The 13989-nt window shown below is 65.8% G+C and carries 9 protein-coding genes and 2 pseudogenes; 2 read left to right on the top strand and 9 right to left on the bottom strand.

Annotation, left to right across the window (positions count from 1 at the left end):
- The 8 genes from AC3WLY_RS34835 to AC3WLY_RS34800 all read right to left on the bottom strand — a co-directional run.
- Positions 1-277 (bottom strand): hypothetical protein (locus tag AC3WLY_RS34835; protein WP_492332757.1); only part of this gene is annotated, 277 nt, incomplete at its 3' end.
- 174 nt (positions 278-451) lie between these two features.
- Positions 452-2590, bottom strand: coding sequence for an AprA-related methyltransferase (locus tag AC3WLY_RS34830; protein ID WP_492310853.1), 2139 nt, complete (start codon positions 2588-2590; stop codon positions 452-454).
- 11 nt (positions 2591-2601) lie between these two features.
- Positions 2602-6420: an AMP-binding protein gene (locus AC3WLY_RS34825; RefSeq protein WP_425132699.1), complete on the bottom strand. Its 3819-nt coding sequence runs from the start codon at positions 6418-6420 to the stop codon at positions 2602-2604.
- Between the two features lie 89 nt (positions 6421-6509).
- Positions 6510-7406 (bottom strand): MBL fold metallo-hydrolase, encoded by an 897-nt coding sequence (locus AC3WLY_RS34820; protein ID WP_175959178.1) that lies wholly within the window; start codon positions 7404-7406, stop codon positions 6510-6512.
- Positions 7407-7411: 5 nt separating this feature from the next.
- Complete coding sequence (locus tag AC3WLY_RS34815) at positions 7412-8410, bottom strand: ketoacyl-ACP synthase III (protein WP_072436873.1); 999 nt, start codon at positions 8408-8410, stop codon at positions 7412-7414.
- The gene (locus AC3WLY_RS34810) at positions 8407-9516 is read right to left on the bottom strand and encodes a 3-oxoacyl-ACP synthase III family protein (RefSeq protein ID WP_175959177.1); all 1110 of its coding nucleotides are present in this window, start codon (positions 9514-9516) and stop codon (positions 8407-8409) included. Before AC3WLY_RS34810 ends, AC3WLY_RS34815 begins: the two co-directional genes overlap by 4 nt.
- On the bottom strand, positions 9516-10403 hold the full coding sequence (locus AC3WLY_RS34805) for a beta-ketoacyl-[acyl-carrier-protein] synthase family protein (RefSeq protein ID WP_492310859.1): 888 nt from the start codon (positions 10401-10403) through the stop codon (positions 9516-9518). Before AC3WLY_RS34805 ends, AC3WLY_RS34810 begins: the two co-directional genes overlap by 1 nt.
- A complete protein-coding gene (locus AC3WLY_RS34800) occupies positions 10400-12055 on the bottom strand; it encodes an AMP-binding protein (RefSeq protein ID WP_492310852.1) in 1656 nt (551 codons plus the stop codon). The genes AC3WLY_RS34805 and AC3WLY_RS34800 overlap by 4 nt, the downstream gene beginning before the upstream one ends.
- Before the next feature lie 792 nt (positions 12056-12847).
- On the opposite strand from AC3WLY_RS34800, the pseudogene AC3WLY_RS34795 reads away from it, so the two are divergent.
- Positions 12848-13079, top strand: a pseudogene (locus AC3WLY_RS34795) (3-hydroxyacyl-CoA dehydrogenase family protein); the annotation flags it as partial.
- 126 nt (positions 13080-13205) lie between these two features.
- On the opposite strand, the gene AC3WLY_RS34790 reads toward AC3WLY_RS34795, so the two are convergent.
- The gene (locus AC3WLY_RS34790) at positions 13206-13631 is read right to left on the bottom strand and encodes a hypothetical protein (protein WP_492308375.1); all 426 of its coding nucleotides are present in this window, start codon (positions 13629-13631) and stop codon (positions 13206-13208) included.
- 109 nt (positions 13632-13740) lie between these two features.
- On the opposite strand from AC3WLY_RS34790, the pseudogene AC3WLY_RS34785 reads away from it, so the two are divergent.
- A pseudogene (locus AC3WLY_RS34785) lies at positions 13741-13932 on the top strand (sugar ABC transporter substrate-binding protein); the annotation flags it as partial.
- Positions 13933-13989 lie beyond the last annotated feature (57 nt).

Raw genomic sequence — 13989 nt, 5'->3', positions numbered from 1 at the left:
GAGCGTCCGGCGCGCAGGGTGAAGCGGGGGGCAGAGGGGTGACCATCGACGGGAGCCGGTGGCCGTGATAAAGCGATTTCGTTTTCGTCATCGCATCATGTTGCGCGAACACCCCGCCAACGTGGCAGCGCCCGGGAATGCATTCGCACCTGCACGGCGGTGCGCGAAGCATCGCCAGTACAAAGCAATCCCCGACGTCCGGCAACTGCGAACTCTGATAGTCGAGCGATGTCATGCGGCCGGGCATCCGATCGACGCCGACGTCTTCAAGGTGCATTCGCCATACCGGCGCGAGCCCATCAACCGGGCTCGGGGCCTGTCTGCCGGATCGCCGGCGGAAGGTGTCACCGCTCGCGCCAAGCATCGATTTTAATTTTGAATCGATCGCTTAGGGGCACTCGGCGAAAAGTCGCGAATCGCGGCCGACCCACCTGTGACTGGGGATCAGCAGTCACGGATACGACGTTACGATCGGCTCGGCAACATAGTTTGCGATACTGAAGAATCGATAGTTGCTCAGCAGATCCGGCGCCGGGAACCCCTCCGGATGAATCCGCCCATAAATCGGGCTGTCGGGGCGCAGACCGGCCAGGGTCAACGCGAGCGTGAATTCGTTGAACGGCGCCATGAACTGACGCGACACGAAATGCATGCCCCAGTTGAACACCGACGGAAGCTGCTCGGTGCGCAACCACGTGTCCGGCCCGCCCGGCGCACGCGCGCAAAGATTCTCCGCCCACGGGCTATGTCCTTCCACGATGAGAAAGCCGTGCTTCGCGTGGCGCTTCCAGCGGGTCAGGAAATCGATGAGATCCGCAGCCGCCACGTAACCGGGAACAAGGCCTTCCGCATCGCTGTACGCCACCTTGAACGCACGCTTGATCTGGTCGAGCGCGATCGGCAACTCGGCCTGATCCGATACCTTCAGGATGCCTGCATAGTGCTGGTCGATAACCGCGCGCAGGCGGGCTCGATCGACGGTGCGGAGATGGCGCTCGAGGATCGCTTCGGCGGCGTCCTTACGCCGGATGCTCAACCGGCGGTTGTGGACCAGGAACATGAAAGTATGCAACAGGTCGCTCAGCCGCGCCGGGCGCATGCTGCCGTCCGGCTGCCTGACGGTCAGGCCGCTTTCGGCCACGGCTTCGTCGTAGCGGTCGGGCTGGGAAATGTCGGCGGCGATCACGCGTACCTGCACACCGGGGATGTCCTTCAGCACAGACAGCGTGGCGGCGGCACGACCGCGCGCGGATTCGTTGTAGTCCGCGCCGATCACGAGCAGCGGATAGGTCGCGAGGTGTCGGCCGCGCCGCGTCGACGTAATGACGTATTCCGCCAGGCGCTTCACTGCGCTGCCGTCGCCGCAGCCCATGTCGGCGATGCCGGCCGGCTGGCGATCCAGCGGCGTGTCGTCGAACAGCTCGCGCAGGATTTTCGTCGTGATTTCCTGCGACGCCGGCCCCGACCCCGCGCCGCTCGACGCATACACGTTCATCACGCGATCGATGTGGCCGTCGCTATCGATATCGAGCGGATCGGGGTTGCCGAACAGGAGTTCGTCGAGCAGCGCATACGAACGCAGATAGGATGCGGGCAACCCCGCGTATGGGGCGGCAATCGGCCGGTGAATCCGGCCCGACTCGGTGAGGCGCACCTTTTCCAGATCGATTTCCGCCATGCCGAACTTGCACATCAGCGCCCATGCCGCGTGCAGGACGACAGGATCAGCATGCGGCCAGGCGCCGACCGCAACCCCGCCGGGCTGCTCGTCGAACTTGCCGAGGATTCCGGGCGCCGACTGCGAGTACTGGCCATCCGGCTGTCTGTCGAACACCGGCATATCGAGCGCGACCCAGGTCGGGCCGAGCAGCAGGCCGTCCATCGCCGTGCGTAGCTGTCCATTCACCTGGCGCTCCAGATCGGTGGCCGGGGGCGGAAGCTCCGGCCAACCCGCCACGCAGATTCGCGCGAGCTGCGCATACAGCACGCTGTCTTTGGCCGCCACGCGCGTTCGATGACATAGAGCATGCAGATGCTGGAGCACCGATGTGGCATCCGCCAGTTGCTCGAACAGCGGCCGGGCGCGCTCGACGCACGCGACGACATATTCACCGGCCGGGGTGAGCGAATATTCTGCGTCTTCGTCGCCGCGATCGAGGGTCAGCCAGCCGGCCAGGCTCAACAGGTTGAGGGCGCCCCACAGCACCCCCAGGTTACGGGTCGGGTCGGGCTGGCGGGACTTCGCGAACGCGCGCATCGAGCGGGGCGCTCCGGCCCGCAGGCCGCGGAACGCGCCGGCAAACACCAGGCGCGCCAGCGTCGGCACCAGCACGATGCCGCTTGCCCAGTTGCAACTGCGCGTATAGGCCATCACGCGCTGCGCATCGTGTCGGCCGATGCGCAGCGTGGCCGCATGCGTGTGTTGCTCGAGCTTGACCGGCAGCTCCATGTCGAGCACCTCGACGCCGATCGAGGTACCGGCCGACAGGCCGAGCAATGTGCGCGTTTCGTCGGGATATGCGTCGAGATAGCGTTCGAGCTGCCGGGCCAGCGCGGTGGTGGAATCACTCAGGTCGAATCGGGCGTGCATGTTGGACGGTCTCACAGGGTCGAAGATTGAGCTGCAATGGGTGAAGGTGCATCCGAATCGGCGTGCGCTACGGCAACCGCCGGCGCGGCGCCGCGAGTCCGCGGCGCGAGATGGGCGGCCAGCGCGCGAATGGACGGGTAGTCCCAGACCGCGGACGGATCGACGGTCACGCCGAACGTCTCGCTGAATACGACCGTCATTTCGACGGCGAGGATCGAGTCGAAGCCGATCTCGGCGAACGTCGACTCGCGCGTCAATCGAACCTTGCGGTGCTTGAGGCGCTCACCCAGCCACGCGATGAGCCATTGTTCGACGGCATGAACCTGCTGGCGATCGGTCAGGCTCGCCGGCTCGCTCACGATCGGGGCCGCCGCCGAACCGGCGTCTTCGCCGGCTGGCGCGTCGGGCGCGCGGGAGACCGAACGCGCGTCGGTATTGGCATCCAGCAACGGATCGACGAGTTGGCTTGCGCCCGGGATCGTTTGCTCGATCGAGCCGATCTCGAACCCGGTGCGCGCTGCCCAGTCGTTCAATTCCGCCGACGTGGACAGGGCAGAGCGCAGGCCGACCTGCCGCTGCGCCGCCTCGATCGCGAGTTCGTACTGGCTCTGCGCCCAGTGCAGCGCGCCGTCGTCGATGCGCTGCTGCGCAGCCGCCCGTTCGATCACCGCCAGCAGCAGTCCCCATTGCGCGACCGTGCCGAGCCAGTAATTGACCCAGACGGCGGCGTGCGCGGCGCCGTCGAGTTTTGACGCATTGGCGAGCCCGTCTTGCGACAGCTGTGCGCCCAGCTGGCGCAGCTCCATGGCCAGCGTGCCGGCGCTCAGCGCACTCTCCAGATAGCGCGGCAAATCGTCGCTTCCGTTGAGCAGACTGCTGCCCAGATGAACCAGCAGCGTTTCGGTCGGCCCCTCGAAGATGCGGGTCAGGCGCGCGTCCCGGAAGATCTGCGGCGCCAGGTTGGTCTCGATATAACCCCGGCCGCCCAGGAACTGCATCATCTCGTCAGCGGATTGCGACAGCAGCTCGGAGCCGAGAATCTTCGAAATCAGCAGGCAGTCTTCAGGCAGCGCGACGCCGAGGTCCAGCTCGGCGGCCAAGTGCTCGACCAGCGCGTTGAGCCCATCGATGCGGTGCCGCAGCTCGCCCAGGCGCAGGCGGCTCAGCGGATTGTCCAGCAGGAGCCCGGTCCCGACCTGGCGCCGCGCCCCGTAGCGATGCATCAGCTGCGCACAGCGTTTCATTCCGCCCACGCAGACGGCAGCGATGCCGAGGCGCGCAATGTTCATCGCGTGCTGCGCCACGAACATCCCTTGCCCGATGTCGCCGAGCCGGTACGCGTCGCTGATCCGCGCGCGATCCAGATGCAGCGCATTCTGGATCATGCCGCGCACGCCCATCGTCAGCTCTTCGGCGCCGATCCGCACGCCTGGCGTGCCGGGGCGCACCGCCAATCCGACCATCCCCGTGCCGTCGGCCTGCCTCGCGAACACGTTGATGATCCCCGCCCACGCGGATGAGCCGCTCCAGCTCTTGTTCCCCGTGACCAGCCAGTCGCCGGACTCGATGCGCTGCGCGCGGGTGGCAATCGCGCGCACATGCGAGCCCGCGGCCGGCTCCGTGATCGCGAATGCGGCGAGCATCCGGCCGCTTGCGAGGCTCGGCAGCAATTCCTCGCGCAATGGCGGCTGCGCATGCTGCATGATCGGCAGGATCCCGAGCGTGTTGTTCAAGGCGACAAAGAAAGCAAGGGTCGAATCGATCGCAGCCAACTGCGCAAACACGCGCGACATGTCGCGCTGGCCGAGGCCGAGGCCGCCGTACGAACGGTCGATCGGCATGCCGAGCAGGCCCCGGTTCCCGAAATCGAGCACGACGTGCGGCGGAATGGTGCGACGCTCGTCGATGGTTCGCGAATCGATCCGCGTGCGGGCGTAGTGCCTGAGCCAGTCGTTCAGTTCGTCGACGGTGGCGCTGTCATCGCGCCGACGATCGTTGGCCGCCGGCTTGTCGATGCCGGCTGCCGGGCGCGCGGGTTGCCGGCGATCGGCAGCCGGCGTTTGCGTGCCGGCGTCGACGTCCCACTGCGCAAGGATCGTCAGTGCGCCGTCGCGCAGCTGCGTGCGGCACGTGCTGCGGCGCACCTTGCCACTCGACGTTTTCGGCACGCTGCCGGGCGACACCAACACGATCGCGCTCGGGCCGATGTCGAGGCGGTTCCAGATCGCCTGGCGAATCGCGTCGATGAAGCTGTCGAGATTGCCCTTGCGCTGCGAGCGCTCGACTTCCGCCACGACGATCAGGCGCTCCGCGTCGACCTGGTCGTCCATGAAGGCTGCACAACCGTTCGGCACGAGTTCCGCCACGCCGACGATCAGCGCGTACTCGATGTCTTCCGAGTAGTAGTTGCGGCCGGCCAGGATCACCATGTCCTTGAGCCGGCCGGTGACGTAAAGCTCGTCGCCCAGAATGAAGCCGAGATCGCCGGTGCGCATGAACACCTGATCCCGATGGCCCGCCAGACTGTGCTGGAAGGTCGAATGCGTCTGCTCGTCCAGACGCCAGTAGCCGGCGGCGACGCTCGGGCCGGCCACGCAGATTTCGCCGATGGTCCGATCGGCGCAACGCTCGTTCGTCTCCAGGTCGCGCACGATCACCTGTTGTTCGCCGTCGGTGCGGCCCACGCTGACCAGGACCCGTTCGCCCGGGCGATCCAGCGGCTGCGGCGACACGCCCAGGAACTCGCTGCGCGGCACCACGGATTGCCGCTGGAGGGCGGCCTGGTCGACGCACAGCGTCCGGATCGGATGCTGCTCCGTGCGACCGGCGACGTACAGCGTCCCCTCCGCCAGCCCGTAGCACGGCAGGAAACCGTCGGCGGCGAAGCCCGCGGCGGCGAAGCGCCGCGCAAAATCCGACAAGGTGCTGGCACGCACCGACTCGGCGCCGTTATAGGCGACCCGCAGGCACGACAGGTCGAGCGTCGCCAGCTGTTCGTCGGAGATTCGCCGGCAGCACATCCGGTATGCGAAGTCCGGCGCGCCCGTCAGATCCGCCCGATACTGGCTGATGGCTCGCAGCCACAGGAACGGATGCTGAATGAACCGCTCCGGGGCCATCAGAACACTGCGGAAACCGCCGTAGAGCGACGTCAGGATCACGCCGATCAACCCCATGTCGTGATATGGAGGTAGCCAGCTGACGATCGTGCTCCGCTCGTCACAGGCCAACCATTTGCCGATCATTTCCAGGTTGTGCATCAGGTTGCCGTGCGACACCATCACGCCCTTGGGGCTACCGGTGGTCCCCGACGTGTATTGCAGAAAGGCGATCCGGGATGGCTGCACGCTGGCGGGCGAATGCACGGGATCCAGCGCCTGCGCGCCCCCGACGTCGAGCAGCGTGCTGCCGGATGCATCGGTATCGGCGAGCCAGGTCGTGCAGCGCGCATGGTCCTCGGCCGAACACAGAATCGTGTTCGCGCCTGCGCTCTCGACGATGCCGGCGATCCGCACCATATGCTGCCTGTTGCGCGGCGGGTAGGCGGGAACCGCGATGGCGCCCGCATACAGGCACCCCATGAAGGCACTGACATAGTCGAGCCCCGGCCGGCACAGCAGCAGGACCCGGTCGCCGATGTCGACCGCGTTCTGCTGCAGCAGCGCGGCGACCCGGCGGGCGCGCGTGTCGAGCTCCGCGAAGGTCATCGATTCGGCCTGCTCCTGTTCGGGCGGGCCGCTCAGGAACACGTAGGCGGTTTTGTCGCCGAGTGTGGCGGCCCGGTTCTGAAGCAATTCGCTAAGCGTGGTCGGCAAGGTCGCAGTGGTCATGATGTCGTCGGAAGAGGTATGAAAACAGCGAGCAGCGGCCTGACGCCGGCCGGCGCCCATGCGTTGCTGCGGCGGGAATCCGCAGGAGGCTATTCGGCGCGATGGAACAGATCGATCATGTGCATCATGCTTTTGAGATGCAGGAAATGCGGCACCACCCGTTCGCTCCTTGCCGCATAACGCGCAGTCCAGTGGTGGGCCAGTTCGTGCGTGGCGGTGGCGTCGCCGCGCACCGCGCGTGCGTTGGCCTCGCGCGCATCGAGGCACGCACGTGCATGCCGCACGGCCGATCGGGCGAGCTCGCCGGTGAGGATGCCGTGATGCCCCAATGCGAGCCGCGGCGCCTGCAGTTGCTCGATGACGTCCAGCGAGTGCCGATAGGCAAACAGGTCCTGAAAGACCAGCGGCAGCCAGCTGGTGGCGCCGTGAAACTCGCCGAGCGCATCCGACACGAAACCGATGTCCAGCTGCGGGCAGTAGTAGCCGAACTGGCAACGGCTGTGGCCCGGCAGCGCGATCGTGCGAATCTGCATCCCGTCGCCGATGTCGAGCTGCGTGCCCGGATTGATCGGGTAGAACGGCAGGTCGGACAACTCGGTGAAATCGACGCCGACGGCGGGATCCCACGACCGTGACGCCTGCGCGTCGAGCTGACGGATGGTTCGGCAGGCCGACGGGCTCTGGAACGCATCGAACGCGTCGGGAGAACCGGATACATGGAGCCACGGCATGCGCGACTTGAGCGTCATCAGCAGGCTGCAGTGGTCATAGTGCGAGTGGGTGATCAGCCAATAGCGCAAATGCCGGATGCCGCCGAAGTCCCGCAGCAGGTCGTGAAGCTGCTGCCACACGAGCTCCGTCATGCCGCTCAGGCCGCCCTCGATCAGCGTCGCGGCCTCGTCGTTGACGATCACGTACAGCGGCACGTCAGCCGTGCCGACGAGGGCCAGCCGCTGATCGATCCACCCCGGGGAAGCGTTCAGCATGTCGTTCAGCTCCGGTAGAGCGCACAGGCCCATGTCGCGCCCGCGCCGTAGGTCACGAGGAGGTTGATCTGCCCGGCCGGCATGCGGCCTTGCTCGCGTGCGATGGCGAGCGCGACCGGAAACGCCGCGCTCGCCATGTTGCCCAGCTGATCGACGGAAATCATGCACCGCTCGCGGGGCAGCCCGAGTTGCCCGATGACCGCGTCGAGGATGCGCAGGTTCGGCTGGTGCGGCACGACCAGGCCGATATCCCCAATCGTCAGCCGGTGCTTGTCGAGCATCTGCCGGCACGCGTCGACGATGCGCCGCGTGGCGTCTTCGAACATCGGCCTGCCTTTCATCCGGAAATGGTGCCTGCCGGCCGCGATGTCGTCTTCGTCGATGAAGCGCGGGCGTCGCGCGCCGGGCGCTTCCGTGCTGAGCAGGTCGAACTGGGTGCCGTCGGCGCCGAGCGTCAGGTCGATCAGCCCGTGCGCCGGGTGGTCCGTCGCTTGCAGCAGCAGCGCGGCGGCGCCGTCGCTCAGCAGGATCGACAGATTGCGGCCGGCATTGCTGGAGTCGATCCGCCGCGACAGGGCCTCGGCGCAGATCAGCAGCACGTTGCGATACAGGCCGCTCGCGAGGAAGTGGCGCGCGATCTCGATCCCGTAGAGCCCGCCGCTGCATTGCGCGCGGATATCGAAGCACGGAATCTCCCGCAATCCGAGCCGGGGCTGGATGTAGCACGCTTGCGACGGATCGTGATGATCCGGCGACAGCGTATTGACGATCAGCAGATCGACGTCGCGCGCCGTGACGCCGGCGTCGGCCATCGCCCGTTCCGCGGCGGGGCACGCAAGATCCGCCAGATGCTGATCGGGGGCAAGATAGCGTCGCGCCACGACGCCGGTTCGTTCGCGAATGAACGCGTCGCTGGTGTCGATCATGCCGGCGACTTCGTCGTTGCTGACGATCCGGTCCGGCAGTGCGTGGCCCATCCCGGCGATGACGAGTCTGGCGGTCATGTCCGCACCTCCTGCTCCGTCACGGCGGCGACGGCATCGCCCGCATCGGTCACGACGGTTTCGCCCCAGCGCCACAATTGCGCGCCGAAGCCCCAGCCGGCGCCTGCGCCGGCAATCACGACCAACGATCCCGGCCGGATCACGCCCTCCCGGATCGACTCGGCCAGCGCAAACGGCACGGCAGCCGACACGAGGCACGCACAATCGGCGACGCGAATCACGTATTGGTCGGGCTTGAGCCCGAGCCGCTGCGCCCATGCGCGCACGAGCAGCGCCGACGGCTGATGGAACACCATCGCATCGATGTCGGCGATGCCCGTTCCGCTCCGCTGCAACAGCCGCTCGACGATATCGGGAATGGCCACAGGCATGAAACGCGAAATCGCCTCCTGCGCTTCGGGCTTGAGCGTGAAATACACGCCGAACGGGTTGTCGGCGTCGGTTGCCGCGTCGTCGTCTGCCGCATCCCGCGCGTTGCGCCACTGCATCGTCACGAGGTCGTAGCGGGTTGCATCGCTGTGATACGCGGCATCCAGCCAATCGGCGCCGTCGGGATCGGCCGGCTCGGCGACGAGCACGGCCGCGGCCGCGCCATCGCCGAAGTTCGTCGACGATTTGCTGGTGTAGTCGACCACTGCCGACATGCGCTCCGACGAGCACACCAGGGCCCGCTTCACCCGTCCCTGCTTGATGAGGTTGGTGGCGATCTGCAGTTGCAGCACGAAGCTCGCGCACTCCATCTCGACATCGGCGTCGAGCGCGCGCGTGGCGCCGAGCCTGTCGCGCAGCGCACGCGCCAGCCGCGGCGCGAAACGGCGCCGGCCGTCGGCGAGCGAGACGAACGGCGACGTCATGTTGAACAGCACCAGATCGAGTTCGGCGGCCTCCACGCCGGCACGGGCGAGTGCGTCGCGGGCCGTGCGCTCGGCCAGCGCAAGCTCGGATTCGCCGGCATCGGGATCGATCATGTAGCGCGATTCGATGCCCCAGAATTGCCACCATTCCGACGGAATGGGCTCGACGCCCGCGAAGACGGGATCGTCGTTGGGTACCTGGCGTGCCGGCAGGCGGCAGGCCAGACTTGCGATTCGGACGTTGTGCACCATCAGACCTCCATCGTGCTGCAGGCGATGCGCGGCCTGAACGGATCCAGCGTCATGGCGACCACCGTATGTTCATCGTCACGCAACGGCATCGAATTTGCGACGCGGGACGCGAGCCACGCGGGCAACTGGAACGGGTTCGGGATGTCCGTCGAACCGGCGACGACATCGACGTGGAAATCGCGACCCACGCCGGTGGCGATCGATGGCCATCCGCTCAACCACGATTCGCAAAACAGCGTGGCGGCGCGCCGGTCGATGCGGCTCTGCACCGCGTCGACCATCGCGCGCACCGCGGTGGCAGCATTGGCCGGTTCGGCGTCGAATCGACCGGTTGCGTGATCGAACCGGCTCTCGAAGCGGGCCAGTGACAGGATGCCGTTCACGCGCCGGGCGGGAAGCGCGTCGAGCGTCGCGAACGGGGGCGACTCGAGGTCCGCGTAGCGGCCGGCATAAACGCGGTCATGGCCGGAAGGCGTCAGGACGATCGCCCCCGCGCCGTCGGCGAAGCCGCTCGTGGTCACCTGTTCGACATCCGCGAGCGCCTCCGCGCGAACGACGAGCGCGCGTCGATAGCCGAGCTGTTTGCAATGGCTTTGCGCGAGATCGAGTGCGAGCGCCCAGTCTGCGTCGAGCAGATCGAACACGGCCGCATGTCGCGCACGCAGGTCGCGCTGCACCGGGTGCGCCAGCCGCGGCCCGGCGATCGTCGGTGCGTCCGCCATCCGGCTGGGAGAAATCGACAGGCTGACGATCAGATCCAGTTCCGACGGCAGGCAACCGGCTTGCAGCAGCGCCTGCCTGGCTGCCTTGATCGCGTAATCGTTGGCGCAGGATTGCGCGGTGGTCGCTGGGTCCGGAATGGCCACCGCGGCTCCGAGAATTTTCATAGGGCGTGCTCGTTCTGGATTGCTTGATTTACGGGACGCGTCGCGCCATGACCCGCCTGCCGGAGCACGGCGCGACGCAATTTGCCCGATTCGTTGCGCGGCAGACTGCCGGCGTGATAGGCAATACGATGCGGACATTTGTACGGCGCAATCACGCTCTTGACGTGCTGCTGCAGCTGCGTCGTCAACGCCTCCGAGCCGTCGACGCCCGGCCGCAGCACCACATGCGCACAGATGAGCGTGCCGCCCCATTCGTCGATCTGTCCGACGACGCCGCATTCGGCGATATCGGGATGGCGCAGCAGCACCTGCTCCACTTCGCCGGGAGACACCGTGTAGCCGGAGCTGATGATCATGTCGTCCGCGCGCGCCTGATAGAACAGATAGCCGTCCTCGTCCAGGTAGGCGCTGTCGCCCGTCAGGTTCCAGCCGTGCTTGACGTAGTCGCGTTGCCGCGCGTCATTCAGGTAGCGGCACCCGGTCGGCCCCTGCACGGCCAGATAGCCGATTTCGTAGGGCGGCAGGCATTGGCCGTGCTCGTCCACGACGGCAAGGCGGTAACCGGGCACCGCCTTGCCGATCGCGCCGTCCTTCGCGCCGGTGTCGCCTGTCGACGCGAAGATATGCAGCATCTCGGTCGACCCGATTCCGTCGATCAGGTGCAGGCCGGTGCGCTCCTGCCATGCGTCGCGCGTCCACGACGGGAGCGCCTCACCCGCCGACACGCATTTGCGCAGGGACGACATGTCATGCCTGTCGAGATGGTCGAGCATGGACCGATAGGCCGCCGGTGCAGTAAACAGGATGCTGACCCGATGCCGGTCGACGGCGGCCAGCAGCCGTTCCGGGCTCGCTTTCGGCAACAGCACGACGCTCGCGCCGACACTGATCGGAAACAGCAGCAGCGCGCCGAGGCCGAACGTGAACGCGAGCGGCGGCGACCCGCAGAAGACGTCATCGGCCGTGGGCCGGAGCACGTGCTGCGGAAAGCAGTGGCAGGCTGCCATCACGTCTCGATGAAAATGGACGGTTGCCTTCGGTTCCCCGGTCGTCCCCGACGTGAACGCGATGAGGCAAGGATCGTCCGCGCGCGTTTCGACGGCCGCGAATTCCGCTGAATAGCCGCCGAGCCAGCGCGCGTGCGGATGCGTGTCGTCCGTCTCGTAGCGCCGAACCTCGCCACGCCACTGCATCCTCGCCATCGCCGCGTCGAGCTCGGTCGACAGCCCGGCCTCGCAGATGACGTGCGTGACCCGGGCTCGCCCGATGATGGTCGACAGTTCTCCCGCGCGCAGCTTCGGCATCGTCGCGACGGCCACGCCACCGGCCTTGACCACGCCGAACCACGCGGCGGCAAGCATCGGGTGATTGGCGCCGTGCAACAGCACCCGATTGCCGGCCACCAGGCCCGCATCGCGGACCAGCATGTTGGCGATCCGGTTGCCGGCATCGTGCAATTCGCGATACGACCATGCGATGCCCGACTCGGTCCTGATCGCAACGCGATCGCCCCAGCCCCGTTGTTCGACTGCGGTATCCAGCAGCGCGGCGGCGCAATTGAGAAACGGCGGAAACTGCAGCCCCGGCAAGTCAAAGACAAACGTCGGCCAATCCTCGGCAGGGGGCAAGTTCGCGCGGCAAAAGTCGTCCATCGTCAGCGCTCGCAAGAGTGTGAGTTCGAAGTCCGCAATAGCAGTGCGGCGCCGGCCGGACCATATGATCGGGCCCGTCCCGCACAGCCTGAATCGCGATGCCAAAGAGATGTGGTCGAGGCGGCAGGCACATGTCGCCGAGCGACGCACAGAGAGCCCGGTCAATCACATGATGGCTTGCCGGTTTTTATAGATTCATTCCGTCTCATTTCATTTTCAAAAAAATCAACAATCAATCGATTTAATGCAGATCAATAGAGATTCTTAATTATTCGATCGATGCAATGGGCGTCGAAAAATTCTTGCCGCAAGCTTAACGGAAGTAAGATTGGAAAGTAAACATTCGTATTGGCGAATAGCTCTAGTTATTGATTGAAATCGATGTCGTCAAACATCTTAATTTGATTGAATTAATCGACTCCGGTTAATCATCTTGGGATTTGTTGACTCCGGTTGAGCATGGTTACCGAAGCAGTGAATAAAGCATCGCGAAGTTCACCGACGCGAAACGAGCGTCGCTTCACGAAGCGGATTGCCCCGCGCGAAAGGCCCGCGCTCCCGGGAGCAGCGGAGCCTTGGGTCGGTTTGGATAGCGAATCAGGGATCCTGGCGCCGGGGTCCCAGGTTGCGCCCATATAGATTTTCGCAATTGTATTAACGAATATTTTGTTTTAAGTGGGAAATGGAAATGTCTCGGCTCGAGGAGCCGAGCACATCCTATCTGTCAAGCACCGACAAATCCCCGGCAACGTCCGCTTGAACATCGCGAGGATCCTGCGCGCGGATTTCGGCGGCAACCCGATCGGCGTGCGCAACGCGCCGGGGTTCGTCGTCAATCGCATTCTGGTGCCGATGATCGACGAGGCGTTCTGCGTGCTCGCCGAAGGGATCGCGTCGGACGAGGGGATTGACCAGGGGATGATGCTCGGCGCGAGCCACCCCGATCGGGCCGCTCGCGCTGGCGGACCTGGCGGGGCTCGACGTGTGCCTCGCGGTGATGGACGTGTTTGTGAAGGACTCCGGCACCGCATGTCATACCTGGATTCAGATGTCGTAGCACCGGCTAAATACAGATGCCGCATGTTTCACCGGTCTTTCCGTCGTTCAACGTTGAAGCGCCGACTCTGAAGCAGCAGGGCGCTTACGCTCGTCAGCGGACCTTGGCAGACCGCCGGTTCGATTCCGCTTGATGTGTTTGTGACGCGACCTGCAGGATGGCCGCTTCGATGTCGGCTTCCGTGAACGCACGCTGCTTCCTGGCACCCGGCAACGATGCCTTGGCCCGCACCGGCAGCCCCCGACTGGCGCGCGACGGCGACCCCGAGATCCGCCGGTTATCACGCTGCGCCTGGATCGCTTCAGCCACCTGCAGCGCATGACTCAGGCGCTTGTGTTCGATGATCGCGCCTTGATCGACCTCTGCCAGCTTGTCGTACAGACGGCATCGAAGTACTTCGCCGTCGGCCCGGATTTCGATCCGGCCATCCGGGTACTCCCAGACGTCGATGTAACGATGAATCAGCTTCCTGTTCTCGAGCGTATCGTCCAGCAGATACAGCACCCGGTCGTACAGCACCGTCAGCGACTTCGAGACCCGGCGCGTTTCGCGCCAGGTCAGCAGCAGATCCAGATTCTCGTCGTCTCGCAGTGGCCGATGCGCATCAAAGTCGCTGCGCGGCAGCTTCGCGAAGCGGGCGTCGAAGCTGCGTATCTACAGCGCGGACATCCCGACCGCCGATATCGAGGCCATTCGCGCGCCGGGCGGCGCGTGGGTGGCGACGGCCGCAACGAATCCCGCTGTCGTCGGCGCGGTGTCCGTGCGGGCCGCCGCGCTGCTCGTCGCCGGGCAGGACCCGAGGCGGCGGATCGTCGTCAAGCACGCTGGCGGATGCGTGGCGACATCAGGCGCTGGCCCGGAGCACGGCGAGGATCGC

The organism is Burkholderia sp. FW306-1C-G01B, from assembly GCF_058781685.1.
This window is presented reverse-complemented; position numbering and strand designations above follow the sequence as displayed.